Below are 16,081 nucleotides of genomic sequence, written 5' to 3' on the forward strand. Positions count from 1 at the left end.
CCACCCTGCTTCATGTTCTCGCAATTGCAGGAACCTGCACGGGCGGTTCGGCGCGGGCTCCCGCGGCCCGTTTGCGCCTTCCGCCAACCCGCAGGTCAGCCGGGTGGGGCGGGGATTTTCCGACCGTCCGGCCGGTCGGTGGCGGAGCAGCGTGTTCCGGAACCCGGCGCGTCCGGGCACCGCCGGACGCGTTCAGCGGGCCAGCAGCCGGCCGCCGGCCAGGGCGGCGGCGGTGCCGCCCGCCGCGAGCGCCCAGCCGGCCAGCAGCAGGGCGAACAGGGCGGCGGCGAGCCCGGTGAAGCCGGCGAACCCGGTGTGCCGGGCGAGCGCGGACGCCCCGGTGACGCAGGTGCCGACCGGGAAGGTGAAGGCCCACCAGGTCATCGCGAACCCCATCCCGGCCCGCCGGGCGCGCAGGTTGGCCGCGACGGCGAGCAGCAGCCAGAGCATCGCGACGCCCAGCACCGCCACCCCGAACAGCTCGGCGAGGGCGACCGCCACGGGCGCCAGGCCGGGGAACACCGGGCCCGCGGCGTCGGCCAGCTGGTGGACGGCGGTGGTGGACTGGCCGAGCGGGCCGAGCACCAGGAAGAGCGTCGGGGTGAGCGCCAGGGCGGGCAGCTTGCTGTGCACCAGGCCGGTGAGCACCACCGGCAGCAGCGCCAGGGTGGCCAGCAGGCCAATCCCGAACAGCGTCGCGCACCCGTACAGCAGGGTCTGCCGGGCCGCGCCGGCCGGCAGGTGCGGGACGAGCGCCGGGCCGGTGGCGGAGGCGACCAGCGGGGCGACCACGGGCAGCAGCCAGGTCGGGTTGGCGGTGAGCGGGGAGACGGCGTGCCGGGTGATCATCAGGTACGGGATGCCGGCCGCGACGGCGAGCGCGTACAGCGTGCCGGCCGTCCAGAGCACGAGGTCGAGCGCCACGGCCGGGCCGGTGCCGATCACCCGGGAGCCGACGGTCAGGGTGCCGAGGCCCACCGAGAGCAGCGCCATCGGCGGGCAGCCGTAGAAGACGGCGGTGGCCGGGTCGTCCAGCAGGTGGGCGCGGGCGGCCGAGCGGTGCCGGGTGAGGTGGACGGCCCGGGCGGCGCCGATCACCAGCAGGCCGGCCAGCCCGAGCGCCCACATCAGCTCGGCGAAGCCGGTCAGCCCGGGCCACCGGACCGGCAGGACGGCCGCGCCGTTGGCCGTGATGGCGGTCCCCATGACCACCGCGTACCAGTTCGGGCCGAGCTGGGCGAGGTCGAAGCGGCGGACGCGGACGGATGCGCGGGGACCGGGGGCGGGGGCGGGGGCGGGGCTGAGCAGGGTGGCCATGGCACCCACCGTCGCCCGGCCCGGGCGGCGGCGGTAGCGCCGCCCGCTCTATGAGGGCATAGCCTGAGTCTATGGCCCTCTCTCCGCGCGTCCCCGAACTCGGTGCGCTGGAGCTGCTGCTCGCGGTGGCCCGGCTCGGCAGCGTCGGCCGGGCGGCCGCCGAACTCGGGGTGAGCCAGCCGACCGCCAGCGCCCGGATCAAGGGCATGGAGCGGCAGATCGGCGTCCCGCTGCTGGAGCGCTCCCCGCGCGGCTCCCGGCCCACCGAGGCGGGCCGGCTGGTGGTCGAGTGGGCGCGGCAGGTCGTGGAGGCGGCGCAGGCGCTGGACGCCGGGATCGACGCGCTGCGCGAGCGCCGGGACGCCCGGCTGACCGTGGTGGCCAGTCTGACCGTCGCCGAGTACCTGATGCCGGGCTGGCTGCTGGCCCTGCACGCGGCCAGCCCGGGCACGGCGGTGACGCTGCGCACCGCCAATTCGGCGGACGTGGCGGGCCACGTGCTGGCCGGGGACGCGGACCTCGGCTTCGTCGAGGGGCCGTTGCCCCCGGCCGGGCTGGCGGGCGCGGTGGTGGCGGCCGACCGGCTAGTGGTCGTGGTGGCGCCGGACCATCCGTGGGCACGGCGCCGCGCGCCGCTGTCCGGCCGGGAGCTGGCACAGACCCCGCTGGTGCTGCGCGAACCGGGTTCGGGCACCCGGGAGGTGCTGGAGATGGCACTGGCGCCGTACGGGGGCACCGCGCCGCCGCGGCTGGAGCTGGCCTCCTCGACGGCGCTGAAGGCGGCCGCGATGACCGGGGCCGGGCCGGTCTGCCTGAGCGAGCTGGCGGTGGTGGAGGAGCTGGCGACCCGGCGGCTGGTGGCGGTGCGGCTGGTGGCGGAGCTGGACCTGCGGCGGCCGCTGCGGGCGGTCTGGCCGGCCGGGCAGCGGCCGACCGGCCCGGCCCGGGAGCTGCTGGCGCTGACCCGGCGGACGGCCGGCACCCACCAGGCGCGGATGGCGCAGGCCCGGACCCTGCCGCCGCGGACGGCCCGCGAGCCCGCCGCCTCGCCCGAGCGCCCCGCGCTGCGGGTCCGCCCCGACCGTTCATCCAAAAGTTGAGCGGAATAGACTCAACTTAGTGCATGCTGTACACGGCAGACATCACGCACGACGAGGGAGGACCCCCCAGCAGTGGACGCCAGCAAGTTCACCACCAAGACGCAGGACGCCCTGTCCGCCGCGATCCGGCAGGCCGGGGCCGTCGGCAACCCGGACGTCAAGCCGGTGCACATCCTGACCGCCCTGCTGGATCAGCCCGAGGGCATCGCCAGACCGCTGCTGGAGGCGGTCGGCGCGGACGTGTCCCGGATCGACGCCGAGGCCCGCCGCCAGGCCGCCGCGCTGCCCAGCGCCTCCGGCGCCACCGTCGCCGCGCCGCAGCTGGCCCGCGACACCCTGGCGGTGCTGACCGAGGCCGGCAAGCGCGCCGACGACCTCGACGACCAGTACGTCTCCACCGAGCACCTGCTCGTCGGCCTGGCCGCCGAGGGCGGGGCGGTCGCCGAGCTGCTGGTACAGCAGGGCGCCACCCCGAAGGCGCTGCTCGCCGCGTTCAAGGACGTCCGGGGCAGCGCCCGGGTCACCTCCCCGGACCCGGAGGGCACCTACAAGGCGCTGGAGAAGTACGGCACCGACCTCACCCAGGCGGCCCGCGACGGCAAGCTCGACCCGGTGATCGGCCGGGACCAGGAGATCCGCCGGGTGGTCCAGGTGCTCTCCCGCCGGACCAAGAACAACCCGGTGCTGATCGGCGAGCCCGGCGTCGGCAAGACCGCCGTGGTCGAGGGCCTGGCCCAGCGGATCGTGGCCGGCGACGTCCCGGAGTCGCTGCGCGGCAAGCGCCTGGTCTCCCTGGACCTCGGCGCGATGGTCGCCGGCGCCAAGTACCGCGGCGAGTTCGAGGAGCGGCTGAAGGCCGTCCTCAACGACATCAAGCAGAGCGACGGCCAGGTCGTCACCTTCATCGACGAGCTGCACACCATGGTCGGCGCGGGCGCCGGCGGCGACTCCGCGATGGACGCCGGCAACATGCTCAAGCCGATGCTGGCCCGCGGCGAGCTGCGGATGGTCGGCGCCACCACCCTGGACGAGTACCGCGAGCGGATCGAGAAGGACCCGGCCCTGGAGCGCCGCTTCCAGCAGGTGCTGGTCGGCGAGCCCAGCGTCGAGGACTCCATCGCCATCCTGCGCGGTCTCAAGGGCCGCTACGAGGCGCACCACAAGGTGCAGATCGCGGACGCCGCCCTGGTCGCCGCGGCCACCCTCTCCCACCGGTACATCACCTCCCGCTTCCTGCCCGACAAGGCGATCGACCTGGTCGACGAGGCGGCCTCCCGGCTGCGGATGGAGATCGACTCCTCCCCGGTCGAGATCGACGAACTCCAGCGCTCCGTCGACCGGTTGCGGATGGAGGAGCTGGCCCTGGAGAAGGAGTCGGACCCGGCCTCGGTCGACCGGCTGGCCAAGCTGCGCCGCGATCTCGCCGACAAGAACGAGCAGTTGAGCGTGCTCACGGCCCGCTGGGAGCAGGAGAAGAAGAGCCTGAACCGGGTCGGCGAGCTCAAGGGGCGGCTGGACGACCTGCACGGCGCGCTCGAACGCGCCCAGCGGGACGGCGACTTCGAGCGCGCGTCCAAGCTGATGTACGCCGAGGTCCCGGCGGCCGAGAAGGAACTCGCCGAGGCCCAGGAACGCGCCGCCGGCGAGGACACCTCCGCCTCGATGGTCAAGGAGGAGGTGGGCCCGGACGACGTGGCCGACGTGGTGGCGTCCTGGACGGGCATCCCGGCCGGCCGGCTGATGGAGGGCGAGAGCGCCAAACTCCTGCGCATGGAGGAGGAGCTGGGCCGGCGCCTGATCGGCCAGGCGGAGGCCGTGCAGGCCGTCTCGGACGCGGTGCGGCGCACCCGCTCCGGCATCGCCGACCCGGACCGCCCGACCGGCTCGTTCCTGTTCCTCGGCCCGACCGGCGTCGGCAAGACCGAACTCGCCAAGGCCCTGGCCGACTTCCTCTTCGACGACGAGCGGGCGATGGTCCGCATCGACATGAGCGAGTACGGCGAGAAGCACTCGGTCTCCCGCCTGGTCGGCGCGCCGCCCGGGTACGTCGGCTACGAGGAGGGCGGCCAGCTCACCGAGGCGGTCCGCCGCCGCCCGTACAGCGTGGTGCTGCTGGACGAGGTGGAGAAGGCCCACCCCGAGGTCTTCGACGTCCTGCTCCAGGTGCTCGACGACGGCCGGCTCACCGACGGCCAGGGCCGCACGGTGGACTTCCGCAACGCGATCCTGATCCTCACCTCCAACCTCGGCAGCCAGTTCCTGGTGGACCCGGCCACCCCGGAGGAGCGGAAGAAGGACCTCGTGCTGGAGTCGGTGCGGGCCGCCTTCAAGCCGGAGTTCCTCAACCGGCTCGACGACGTCGTGGTCTTCGACCCGCTGGGCACCGCCGAGCTGAGCCGGATCGTCGACCTCCAGGTGGCCCGGCTGGGCGACCGGCTGCGCGACCGCCGGCTCAGCCTGCACGTCTCCGAGGCGGCCCGGGACTGGCTGGCGCTCACCGGCTACGACCCGGCGTACGGCGCCCGGCCGCTGCGCCGGCTGGTGCAGTCCGCGATCGGCGACCAGCTGGCCCGGGCGATCCTGGCGGGCCAGGTGCACGACGGCGACACCGTGCTGGTCGAGCGGGACGAGGACGGCGACCGGCTCACCGTCCGTGCCCGCGGGCCGCTGGAGAAGTAGCCGCCCGTCACCACCGGACGATCATGGTCCGGCCCCGGCCGACCCCGGGGCCGGACCATGATCCGGCCATGCCCGGCCCGGTGGCGGCCACCCCTGTGAGGCGGGCCCCGGATGAGGCAGGATGGACTCGGAAGGGCGGCCTCTCATTGCCGACCACCACGTGCACTGAGGAAGAGGACCCCATGAGCATCGACCCGTCGTCCATCCCGTCGTTCGGCATGCCCCAGGGTGGCCAGCCCGGAGGCCAGGGCGGGCGTCCGGCCGGCCCGCCGCCGATCATCGTCCCGGACCAGAACCTGGTGGGCCAGCTTCTCGACCAGATGCAGCTCAAGCACGGCGTCGACGAGGAGGGCGACCTCACCGCCCCCTGGGAGGGCTTCCGCGTCTACTACATGTTCCGCGGCGAGCAGAAGGAGCTCTTCGCCGTCCGGGCGTTCTACGACCGCCCGTACCCGCTGGAGAAGAAGGGCGAGATCCTCGACCTGATCGACGAGTGGAACCGCGAGACCCTCTGGCCCAAGGTCTACACCCACACCCACGAGGACGGCGTGGTCCGCCTGATCGGCGAGGCCCAGATGATCGTCGGCACCGGCGTCAACCTGGACTACTTCGTCACCACCACCGCCAACTGGACCCAGGCCGCCGTGGGCTTCGAGCAGTGGATCGTCGAGCGCCTCGGCCTTCAGGACGAGATCGAGGGCGAGGACGGCAAGGGCAAGCCGTCCGAGGGCACCGACGAGAGCTGATCACCGGTCGCGGCCGATCACCGGTCGCCGACCGCCGACCGCGGACCGCCCGGGGGCTCCGGCTTCCCGCTCCGGCTTCCCGTACGGCCCGCCACCGGCACCCGGTGGCGGGCCGTCGTCGTCCCCGCGGCCGCCCCGGCCGTCACCGGCGGCGGCGGTGCCGCCTGAGGTGCCGCAGGAGCAGCAGGCACAGGGCGGCGAGGACGAGCGCCGAGAACCCGACGACCACCGGGCCCGGGAGGTCCCCCGCACCGGCCGACGCGGTCACCGATCCGGCGCCGCCGGGAGTCCTCGGGAAGGTGACGGTGGCGCGCGTGGTGTGCTCGGCCGGCCCGCTCCCGAGCGTGAGCTCCACGGTCCACGGGCCGTCCGGCAGCCCCGGGTCCAGCGGGACGGTCACCTCCCCGGCGTCGCCCGGGGCCAGGGTGGTGCCCGCCTTGACCGGGAACGGCCCGGCGCGCAGTCCGCCCGGCCCGTCGAGGAGCGAGAGCGCCCCGCCGACGTCCAGCGCGCGGCCGCCCGTGTTGTGGACCCGGGCGTGCACCTCCGCCCGCCCGTCCCGGGCCCTGGCCGGCCACAGCCGCCCGATCGTGAAGTCCGTCGGCGGCTCGCCGCCGGGACCGACGTCGAGGTACATCCGGACCCCGACCCGCCCCACGACCGCCAGCTGGTGCGCGCGGTCCGCGGCGGCCCCGGTCTGGGCCCAGATGACGCCGTAGCGCTCCCCGGCGGAGGCGTTCGCGGGCACCCGGACGGTGGCGCGCACCGGCGCCGTCGCGGAGGGCGCCAGGTCGAGCTCCGTCGTGTCGAGCGACGTCCAGCCGGTCAGCTCGTTGGGGGTGCGCTCGGGAGCGAAGGCGAACTCCCCGTTCGCGACGGCGGCCGCCCCGGCGTAGAGGGTGACGTGCATCGGCGCCGACGACTCGTTGCTGACCTCCACCCGCCGCTCGATGACCGCGCCCGGGGCGAGGTGGTCGACGACGTAGGCCTGCGCCCGGGGATCGTCCCGGCGGTCCTCCGGGGCGTCGAGCAGCCTGATGCCGATGGTCCTCCCCGCGGCGTCCGGCCCCGGGGAGGGCGTCCCCGGCACTCCGTCCGCCGCCGCCGGCAGCACCCCGAGCGCCTGGACGACGGCCAGCACCAGCAGCAGGGCCCAGGAGCGGCGCACGCCCCCGGGCCGCTCGGCGGGCTCGGGCATCTCAGGCAACGGAGTGGGTCAGCGTTCCGGTGTAGATCCCGCCCACGGCGCTGGCGGGCAGGTCGACGGCGACCGTCGGGTTCCAGGTCGCGGTGTTGTCGCCGACGCCGGAGGTCCCGGTGACCACCGTCTGGGCGGAGTTGCTCAGCGTCACGCTGGTCGGGGTGACGGTGATGGTGCCGGTCGTCGTCACCGTCCCGGGCGTGTAGGTGGCCCGGGAGGCGGGCACCGTCGACGGGCCGTTGGTGAAGTCGGTGACCGAGGCCGTCACCGTCCAGGAGGCCGACAGCAGGGCGCGCGCGTCGACCACGTTCACCGGGCCGATCGGCGCGCTGACCGTGGTTCCGGGCGCGCCCGAACCGAGGGCGGCGCTGACCGGCACCGTCATCGTCAGTGCGCCGGAGGTGACGATGAAGGTGAGCGTGGTGCTGGGGTCGTACGCGGCGACGGCCAGGCCCGGCTGGACCATGACGAGGGCGGCGGACGCGGCGGCGACGGCAAGGGTTCGTAAACGCATGATGACTCCCGAAAGCCCCCGAGAGCGGACATTCCGATTGACGTAATGTCAGAGAAACCGGTGCGGCCGGCTCCCGCAAGGCGAAGCCCTCCGCACTGCGCCGGAGGAATGACCGCACCTCGGAGCTTGTCCGCGCCCCACGGCCGACGGAGGATTGGGCCGACCGCAATCTGTGAGGAGCCGTGATGGGTGCGAGGCCGCTGTTGAACCGCCGGCTGGCGGGCATGGGAACGACGATCTTCGCCGAGATGTCCGCCCTGGCCACGGCCACCGGCTCGATCAACCTCGGCCAGGGCTTCCCGGACACCGACGGCCCCGAGCAGGTCCGCGAGGCCGCCGTCCGGGCCCTGCGCGAGGGCCGGGGCAACCAGTACCCGCCCGGCCCCGGCATCCCCGAGCTGCGCACCGCGATCGCCGCGCACCAGCGGCGCCGCTACGGCCTCGGCCTCGACCCGGACACCGAGGTGCTGGTCACCGCCGGCGCCACCGAGGCCATCGCCGCCTCGCTGCTCGCCCTGCTGGAGCCCGGCGACGAGGTCATCGCCCTCGAACCCTTCTACGACTCCTACGCCGCCTGCATCGCCATGGCCGGCGCCGTCCGCGTCCCGCTCACCCTGCGGGCCCCGTCCTTCCGCCCGGACCTCGACGAGCTGCGCTCGCTGATCACCCCGCGCACCCGGCTGCTGCTGATCAACACCCCGCACAACCCCACCGGCCTCGTCCTGACCCCCGACGAGCTCACCGCCATCGCCGCACTCGCCGTCGAGCACGACCTGCTGGTGGTCACCGACGAGGTCTACGAGCACCTCGTCTTCGACGGCGCCCACCACCCGATCGCCGCCCTGCCCGGCATGCGCGAGCGCACCGTCACCATCTCCTCGGCCGGCAAGACCTTCTCCTTCACCGGCTGGAAGGTCGGCTGGGTGACCGCCGCCCCCGAACTGGTCGCCGCCGTCCGCACCGCCAAGCAGTACCTCACCTACGTCAGCGCCGGCCCCTTCCAGTACGCCGTCGCCGAGGCCCTGGACCTGCCCGACGCGTACTTCGACGACTTCCGCGCGGACCTGCGGCACAAGCGCGACCTGCTCGCCGACGGCCTCACCGCCGCCGGCTTCCGGGTCTTCCAGCCGCAGGGCACCTACTTCATCACCACCGACATCACCCCCCTCGGCGAGAAGGACGGCATCGCCTTCTGCCGCTCCCTCCCGGAACGCTGCGGCGTCGTCGCCATCCCCAACGCCGTCTTCTACGACGACCCCGAGGCCGGCCGGCCACTGGTGCGGTTCACCTTCTGCAAGCGGACCGCCGTCCTGGAGGAGGCCGTCGAACGGCTGTCCCGGCTCTGAGCCCCACCGGACGGATCGGCGGTTCGGCGCCGATTTTCCTCAACTCGTAGGATTCAGGGTCATTTTTCATGAGATCCCGGATGCCATCACCCGACTGGCGGATCGGCTTGGCGCGGCGACGCACCGTGTGCCAAGCTCACCGCCGGCTGCTCAGTCGTAGGTTTCCGGATCATTGCCAGAACGATCCCCCCGCACCGGCGGGGATGCCATGCACGGGAACAATTAAGCTGCTTTGATTATAGGATTTTTGGCATTACGCCAAACCCTCATCGCCGGCCAAGTCCTCCTGGTAGCTTCGGGATTCCTCCGATGCCGCACCACTACGGACGGAACTCGAAAGGCATGCTCGCCGACTCCTCCCCATCCGCCGCCTCCGAAGCAGGCCGGGGGCTGCACTGGGACCCCCGCCATGAGGGCTGTGTGCACGTGGTGCTGGCGGACGGCCGGTCGAGGACGGCAGGCCTGCTGGACCTCCTCCGGGCGGCGGAGGAGGCCGTCAGTGTCGTCGCGGGGACGCCAGGAGAGCAAGTCGCACTGATCGAGCTCCTGTTGGCGGTCTGCTACGCGTCGAGGACGTACCCGAGGACACCGGAGGAATGGCTGGAGTGGGTGGACCGGCGCCACCCGCTCGACGAGGCCGCCACGTGGCTGGCCGAGGAGCCGAACGACAGATGGGACCTGTTCCACCCCACCCAGCCGCTCGGACAGAACGCGCTGCTCGCACCGTACCTGGACCGGCTCGGGACCGGTCCCGCCCAGTTGGTGATCGAGCATGCGGGCGACTACAACCAGTTCTTCGATCACCACCACCTCGAACACCCGACTCCGCTCCCCGCCGCCGAGGCGTTCCGCGCTCTGCTCACCCAGCACGCCTACGGGCTGCCCGGCAGGGCGCGGATCTCCGGCAAGGAGACCTTGGGACCGGCGATCACCCACCTCTCGGCGGGGCGTCTGGGCGGGCGGATCCGGGTGATCGCGCTCGGCGGCTCCGTGGCCGAGACGCTGCGGCTGAACCTGGCCCCGCTGGCCGGGGACGACCCGGGCGTCTTCAACTACTCCTGGACCACCGGGCCGGTCGAGCGCCGCGCCTTCGACCGCCGGCCGCCCGGGAGGGCCGTGACCGGACCGGCGGACCTGCCGGGAGGTGTTCGAGCAGGTGGCCTTCCTGTTCGCGCTCTACCACCGCGGTCGCTCGCAGCCCAGTTACGGTTTCGGCAGCCTCGGCAGTGCCGCGCGGCGGATCGGCACCGGTGCACTGCGCGGGCCGGACGACCCCGGTGCCGAGCGGTTGATGGACCGGATCGTCGCCGGTCGGCGGATCCCGTGGCGCCACCTCCAGCACACGATCGCCCGGCTGCGGTCCTGTGACGAACCGCCACCTTCCTGGAGCGGGCTGGCCCACGACCTCGGCCGCTGGCACGACCGCCGGGCGCGGGTCGCCCACGGGTGGGCGGTGGACTTCTACGAGCCTCCGCGGAAGGGGCGACTCGGCACCACCGAGCCCGGGCCGTTCCAGCACGACAGCACCAACAGCACCGACAGCACCGATGAACCACCCCACCGGAAGGCTGGGCCGCAAGTCCTGTCCGCCGACCGGCCCGCTGGCCGGCGGTCTGGAGACCGGGAGCCTGGAGAAGGCCTTCGCCGGCAGACAGCTGCTGCCCGGTCCGGACGACACCGTCGCGCAGCGCGGGCCGTGGGCCTGGCTGGAGGCACCGGCCGACGAGCCGGGCGCGCGCCGGGTCGACGACCAGCCGGTCGGCTTCCATCCGGACCGCCGGGAGTACGGCCACCGCTGGGAGGTCCGCCGGCGGATCACGATCGACCCGAACGCCACCGAATGGGAAGACATCTGGTGAAGCCCGGCACGACGCCCACGGCACGGTTCGTCACCACCCATGCCGTCCTCACCCTGGACGCCCGTCACCCGTACGCCGCGAAGTCCCTGGTGGACGCCCAGGACATGCACCGCACCGTGATGAGCGGCTTCCGCGGCTGGGTCGAGGACGGCAGTCCCGACGCCCGGGCCCAGCTCGGGGTGCTGTCCACCTGGTCGGTCGACCTGCGGGCGGGCACGCTGGTGCTGGTGGTGCAGTCCCGGGTGGCGGGCGACTGGCAGCACCTGCCGCCCCGGGCGCTCGCGGCACCGGTGCGCACGCTCACGGTCGACCGGACCCTGCGCACGGGTGACGTCCTGGAGTTCCGGACCGTGGTCAATCCGACCAGGAGCAGACCGGGCGGCGCTCCGTCCGCGGACCGGGCCCGGGGCACCCGGATCGCCCACACCAGCCCGGAGCACGTCAAGCGGTGGTTCGTCCGGCGGTTGCAGCCCCCGGGAGCGCCGGCCACCGAGGAGACCGGGCTGACCCGGATCGGGGCCAGTGCGGATCCGGCGAGGCTGGCGATCCGGATGCTGCCCGCGGTGTCCAGCCCCTCCCCGCACAGCCGGTTGCGGATCGTCCGCGCGGAGGTCCGGGGCTCGCTCACGGTGACCGACCCGGAGGTCCTGGTGCGGACGCTGTCCCAGGGCCTCGGACACGGCCGCGCCTACAGCTGCGGATTGGTCCTGACCAGGTGAGTTCCGTCGGCGGGACCTCTCGCGCGGCCTGACGCTCCGTCAATTCCGAAACTCGAACGTAGCGTTGCCGCCTCCGGGGCAACCCGCGCCGCCCGAGTGGCAGGTCGTGGACGGGATGACGGGGGGTCGTGCGCCCGGGGCGGGGGAGACGGGGCGCGCAGGACCTGCGGGCGGCGTGCGAACGGCGCACACGGCGCGCGGGCGGGGGTGAGGGGCGCGCGCGGTGCATAGTCGCACACCGGGTCGATCAGAGCAGGGAAGCAGATGTGCTCGAAACGGTGAATGCTTGACAAAGTTGGGTAAATCACCGACGGACCCGGCGTATTCGTGCTTCTCTGCTGCTGAATCTCCAGCCGGAATCCCTCCTTCCACGGTCGGCCGCGCCCTGGACCGCACAGCCACGAACACCCTCGCCTTTGCCTGGGCCTACTCGCTGCTGCTCGGCGGGCGCGCACGGAGCTGAAACGCGGAGCCGAGCATGCTCACCACTTTGCAGACCTCCTACACGGACACCCGCGCGGGTGACCTGGCCTGGTGCCTCGGCGGCGAACCGCTGCCCGCCCTCGCGGTCCGCGACCTGAGACTCGACGGCCCCGGCCACCCCGGCCCGCCCGGCACCCTCCAGCTGCGCCTGCTGGGCGCCTCCCACCAGGTGGTGATCGCCGCCGGACCGGGCCACTGCCTGGAGACCGTCGCCTGCCTGCCCGGCCGCCGAACGCCGCTGCCCGCCCGGGTGGCCAAACAGGTGGACGGCTGGGAGTACGAGTTCGCCGCCCGGATCGAGGCGCTGCCGCCGCACGACTTCGCGGCCCGCGCCCAGGAGTTGCTGGCCCTGGTCGAGGGGCATCCGCGCGGCCTGGCCGGCGTCTTCCCCGGCGACCCCAGCGCCTTCACCGCGCTGGTCGCCCAGGGCGGCGCGGACCGGCTGCTCTGGCGGACCTGGCACGCCTATCCGCAGGAGGGGCAGCTGGTCTGCACCCGGTCCTCGCTGGTGGTGGCCCGATGAGCGCCGACGACGCCGCCCCGGCCACCGGCGACGCCGACGACGAGCCGCCCATAGCCCGGACCATCGGCTTTCATTCGCACGCAGGAACGATTCGTCAACCTGCCATGTCACGCTGTCCGTCGAATGGGCGCAGCCGTCCGTCCCGCACGTCGCCTAGCGTTTGTTCGTGATCAATCATCCGGCCGGTCCGCCGCCCGCACAGCCGAGCCTCGACCTCGACGACGGCAGCCCGCCCCGGCCCGGGCGGAGCCTGGCCCCGCTGCCCGCCCGCCGCCGTTCCCGACTGCGCGCCCACCCCGAACTGGCCCGGCTGGTCGTCCTGCTGGCCGCGTTCGTCTGCGCGGCCTGCGGACTCGTCTACGAGCTGGAACTCGTGGCCCTCGGCGACTATCTGCTCGGGGACTCGGTCACCCAAACCTCGGTCGTGCTCTCCGTGATGGTGTTCGCGATGGGCCTCGGCTCGCTGCTCGCCAAACGGTTCTCCTGCCGGCCGGCCACCGCCTTCGCCCTGGTCGAGTGCGCCCTCGCGCTCACCGGCGGCCTGTCCGTCCTGGCGGTCTACTCCTGCTGGGCCTGGATCGGCCACCACCAGGCCGTGATGGTCGGGCTGACCTGCCTGATCGGCGTCCTGATCGGCGCCGAGATCCCCCTGCTGATGACCCTCATCCAGCGGATCCGCCGGGAGGACGCCGGACGCGCCGCCGCCGACCTGTTCGCCGCCGACTACGTCGGCGCGCTGATCGGCGGGCTCGCCTTCCCGTTCGTCATCCTGCCCGTGCTGGGCCCCGGCAGCGGCGCGCTGGTCACCGGCGCGGTCAACGCCGTCGCCGGCGCCGCCGTGGTGCTCTGGCTCTTCCGCGAGGAGCCGGCCCCCCGGGTGCGGCTGCTGCTCTGGGGCGGCTGCGGGCTCGTCCTGGCCCTGCTCGCCGCGGCCGCCGCCTGGTCCGGCGCGGTCGAGCGCGCCGCCCGGCAGGCCCTGTACGGCGGGCAGGTCCGCAGCGTCAGCCAGGGCCGCCACCAGGAGATCGTGCTCACCGGCCCCGCCGAGGGCCCGCTGCGGCTCTACCTCGACGGCCGGCTCGCGGTCTGCGGACCGGACGAGTACCGGGGCAGCGAGGGCCTGGTCCACCCCGCGATGGCCGCCGGGCCGGACGCCCGGGTGCTGCTGCTGGGCGGCGGGGACGGCCTCGCCCTGCGGGAGGTGCTGCGCCACCGCGGCGTGCGCTCCGTGCTGGTCGTCGACCACGACCCGGCGCTCCCCCGGCTCGCCCGCACCGACCCCGGCCTCGCCGCGCTCTCCGGCCGCTCGCTGGACGACCCCCGGGTGCGCACCGCGCAGGCCGACCCGCTGGAGTGGCTGCGCACCGTCCGCCCCGCCCCCGGGGAGTCCTTCGACGTCGTCCTGGCCGACCTGCCCGCCCCCTCCGACGGCGGGCCGGTGACCTTCCACTCCCAGGAGTTCTACGGCCTCACCACCCGGCTGCTCGCCCCCGGCGGGCGGCTCGCCGTGCGCGGCGGCGAGGAGCAGCACGGCCGGCACGGTCTGTGGCAGGCGGAGTCGGGGCTGCGGGCCGCCGGGCTGCGGACCGTCCCGTACGCGGTCGCGGGCAGTGCGACGGCCAGCTGCCGGCCGGGGCCGGAGGGCAGCCAGAGCTTCCTGCTCGCCGCGGCCGCCCAGCCGCCGCTCACCCTCGCCCCGGACGCCCCGGCGCCGCGGGCCCTCACTCCGGACACCCTGCGCAGCTCCGCCGCCCGCCTCACCGCCCTGCGCCCGCTCCACCCGCCGGCCGCCCTCACCCTCCTCGGGCCGCACTGACGGTGGCGGGGACGCGGAGACAGGTGGGGGACGGGGCGGGCCCGCGACGGGGTTCGGTCGGTAGGCTCCGTGGCATGGAGCATGAGGTTGTCGTCCCGATGCCGGCCGGGCAGGTCCGGCAGGCCCTGCAGGATCCGGCGCTGCTGGCGCGTTCCGTGCCGGGGCTGAGCACCGAACCCGCCGCCGTCGGCAGTGGCGGGGCGGAGGAGATCGGCGGGCGGTTGAAGCTGCGGATCGGCACCTCCACCATCACGTACAAGGGCGTGCTCTCGCTGATCGAGGGCCGCGAGGGCGTGCTGACCGCGTTCGCCGAGGGCCAGGAGGCGCGCGGCAGCGGCGAGGCGACCGCGACCGTGCGGATCAGCGTCACGGAGGGCGCCGCCGAGGGGACCGCGGTGGTCCGCTTCACCGGCGACCTGAGCGCCACCGGACGGCTCACCGAGTTCGACGACGAGACGCTGACCGCGGCCGGCCGCCGGCTGCTGGACCGCTTCGCCGCCGCCCTGGCCTCCCCGGAGGACACGGCCGGCGCCGAGGGCGAGGACGAGGGCGACGACGAGACCGCCGTCGGGGGCGACGCCGGGACCGGCCAGGACGGCACGGCCGCGGAGGACGCCACCGTGGTGTTCCTGGAGGACCGCCAGGAGGACCGCCAGGACGAGCCCGGCGACGACCTCGACGACGACCTGTCCGACCTCATCGCCTTCTCCGACGCCGACGCCGAGCGCTTCGGCCTGCCGCTCGGGGAGCCGGACGCGGACGCCGACGACGTCGACGAGCCCGCCGCGGCCGCCGGGGCCGGGGAGCCCGCCGCCGGGGCCGAGGAGGAGGTCTCCGCCGAGCTGCCCGCCGAGCCGCCGTTCGGCTACGAGCAGGAGCCGGTGCTCGGCGGTCCGGTGCGCCGCAGCATCGTCGGCCGCTCCGCCGAGGAGGTCGACCACGCCCCGCCGCGCGGCCCGTACGCGCCCGCCCTGCCGGCCCGCAGCGCCCGGGCCCGGGCGGCCTCCCGCTGGGGCGGCGACGCCGGCGGCATCGTGGTGCCCGGCGTCGGCGGCCGCAGCACGGTGCCGTGGATGATCGGCGGCGGGGTGGCCCTGCTGGGCGGCGCGGTGGTGCTGGTCAGGGCACTGCGGCGACGCTAGCCGGCCGTGCAGGCCCTAGACTGGACGCTCATGAGCAACGACCGCGACGCCCTGTTGGCACAGATCAAGGACAAGGCCGTCGTCCACGGCAAGGTCACCCTTTCCTCCGGCAAGGAGGCCGACTACTACGTCGACCTGCGCCGGATCACGCTGGACGGCCAGGCCGCTCCGCTGGTCGGCCGGGTGATGCTGGACGCCACCGCCCACCTGGAGTACGACGCCGTCGGCGGGCTGACCCTGGGCGCCGACCCGGTGGCCGCCGCGATGCTGCACGCCGCCGCCGCGCGCGGCCGTGAGCTGGACGCCTTCGTGGTCCGCAAGGCCGGCAAGGCGCACGGCCTGCAGCGCCGGATCGAGGGCCCGGAGGTCAAGGGCCGCCGGGTGCTGGCCGTCGAGGACACCTCCACCACCGGCGGCTCGGTGCTGACCGCCGTCGAGGCGCTGCGCGAGGCGGGCGCCGAGGTGGTCGGCGTCGCGGTGATCGTCGAGCGCGGCGGCGCCGCCGCGGTCGAGGCCGAGGGCCTGCCGTACGTCACCGCCTACACCCTGGAGGACCTGGGCCTCTGAGCCCGCCCCTCCTCCCCCGCACGGCGAACGGCCGGGGCCCGGTGTGTTTCACGTGAAACACACCGGGCC

At 74.4% G+C, this 16,081-nt stretch carries 13 protein-coding genes and 2 pseudogenes; 12 read left to right on the top strand and 3 right to left on the bottom strand.

What is annotated here, in order from left to right; translation table 11 throughout:
* Window positions 1-192: 192 nt before the first annotated feature.
* On the bottom strand, window positions 193-1,317 hold the full coding sequence (locus ACFVVL_RS30035; protein WP_387680737.1) for a TDT family transporter: 1,125 nt from the start codon (window positions 1,315-1,317) through the stop codon (window positions 193-195).
* 71 nt (window positions 1,318-1,388) lie between these two features.
* Here ACFVVL_RS30035 and ACFVVL_RS30040 point away from each other — a divergent pair, with 71 nt between their 5' ends.
* From ACFVVL_RS30040 to ACFVVL_RS30050, 3 genes are all read left to right on the top strand, one after another.
* Complete coding sequence (locus ACFVVL_RS30040; protein WP_380290012.1) at window positions 1,389-2,417, top strand: LysR family transcriptional regulator; 1,029 nt, start codon at window positions 1,389-1,391, stop codon at window positions 2,415-2,417.
* 72 nt (window positions 2,418-2,489) lie between these two features.
* Entirely contained in the window at window positions 2,490-5,096 is a 2,607-nt protein-coding gene (gene clpB, locus ACFVVL_RS30045; protein ID WP_387680741.1) for an ATP-dependent chaperone ClpB, read from the top strand.
* Window positions 5,097-5,278: 182 nt separating this feature from the next.
* Window positions 5,279-5,842 carry a YbjN domain-containing protein gene (locus ACFVVL_RS30050; RefSeq protein WP_380290016.1) on the top strand — a complete coding sequence of 188 codons (564 nt, stop codon included), beginning with the start codon at window positions 5,279-5,281 and terminating at the stop codon, window positions 5,840-5,842.
* A gap of 142 nt (window positions 5,843-5,984) precedes the next feature.
* Here the strand turns inward: ACFVVL_RS30050 and ACFVVL_RS30055 are convergent, their stop codons facing one another.
* Both ACFVVL_RS30055 and ACFVVL_RS30060 read right to left on the bottom strand, forming a co-directional pair.
* Window positions 5,985-7,040 carry a peptidase gene (locus ACFVVL_RS30055; protein WP_387680745.1) on the bottom strand — a complete coding sequence of 352 codons (1,056 nt, stop codon included), beginning with the start codon at window positions 7,038-7,040 and terminating at the stop codon, window positions 5,985-5,987.
* A gap of 1 nt (window position 7,041) precedes the next feature.
* Complete coding sequence (locus ACFVVL_RS30060; protein WP_380290020.1) at window positions 7,042-7,557, bottom strand: hypothetical protein; 516 nt, start codon at window positions 7,555-7,557, stop codon at window positions 7,042-7,044.
* A 185-nt stretch (window positions 7,558-7,742) separates the two neighbouring features.
* Between ACFVVL_RS30060 and ACFVVL_RS30065 the strand changes: the two genes are divergently transcribed.
* From ACFVVL_RS30065 to pyrE, 9 genes and pseudogenes are all read left to right on the top strand, one after another.
* Window positions 7,743-8,903 carry a pyridoxal phosphate-dependent aminotransferase gene (locus tag ACFVVL_RS30065; RefSeq protein ID WP_387680748.1) on the top strand — a complete coding sequence of 387 codons (1,161 nt, stop codon included), beginning with the start codon at window positions 7,743-7,745 and terminating at the stop codon, window positions 8,901-8,903.
* A gap of 342 nt (window positions 8,904-9,245) precedes the next feature.
* Window positions 9,246-10,025: pseudogene (locus tag ACFVVL_RS30070) on the top strand (type I-E CRISPR-associated protein Cse1/CasA); the annotation flags it as partial.
* Window positions 10,026-10,059: 34 nt separating this feature from the next.
* A pseudogene (locus ACFVVL_RS30075) lies at window positions 10,060-10,311 on the top strand (type I-E CRISPR-associated protein Cse2/CasB); the annotation flags it as partial.
* Between the two features lie 139 nt (window positions 10,312-10,450).
* Window positions 10,451-10,762 carry a hypothetical protein gene (locus ACFVVL_RS30080; RefSeq protein WP_387680761.1) on the top strand — a complete coding sequence of 104 codons (312 nt, stop codon included), beginning with the start codon at window positions 10,451-10,453 and terminating at the stop codon, window positions 10,760-10,762.
* Window positions 10,744-11,481, top strand: a complete 738-nt coding sequence (locus ACFVVL_RS30085) for a type I-E CRISPR-associated protein Cas6/Cse3/CasE (protein WP_380290035.1) — start codon at window positions 10,744-10,746, stop codon at window positions 11,479-11,481. The genes ACFVVL_RS30080 and ACFVVL_RS30085 overlap by 19 nt, the downstream gene beginning before the upstream one ends.
* Window positions 11,482-11,959: 478 nt before the next feature.
* Complete coding sequence (locus tag ACFVVL_RS30090) at window positions 11,960-12,487, top strand: DUF2617 family protein (protein WP_380290037.1); 528 nt, start codon at window positions 11,960-11,962, stop codon at window positions 12,485-12,487.
* A gap of 166 nt (window positions 12,488-12,653) precedes the next feature.
* Window positions 12,654-14,303, top strand: coding sequence for a polyamine aminopropyltransferase (locus tag ACFVVL_RS30095; RefSeq protein WP_387680751.1), 1,650 nt, complete (start codon window positions 12,654-12,656; stop codon window positions 14,301-14,303).
* A gap of 74 nt (window positions 14,304-14,377) precedes the next feature.
* The gene (locus tag ACFVVL_RS30100) at window positions 14,378-15,445 is read left to right on the top strand and encodes a hypothetical protein (RefSeq protein WP_387680754.1); all 1,068 of its coding nucleotides are present in this window, start codon (window positions 14,378-14,380) and stop codon (window positions 15,443-15,445) included.
* A gap of 30 nt (window positions 15,446-15,475) precedes the next feature.
* Complete coding sequence (pyrE, locus tag ACFVVL_RS30105; protein WP_030304482.1) at window positions 15,476-16,012, top strand: orotate phosphoribosyltransferase; 537 nt, start codon at window positions 15,476-15,478, stop codon at window positions 16,010-16,012.
* Window positions 16,013-16,081 lie beyond the last annotated feature (69 nt).

Origin of the sequence: Kitasatospora sp. NPDC058115 (genome assembly GCF_042884635.1) — a bacterium.
Classification (GTDB): Bacteria; Actinomycetota; Actinomycetes; order Streptomycetales; family Streptomycetaceae; genus Kitasatospora.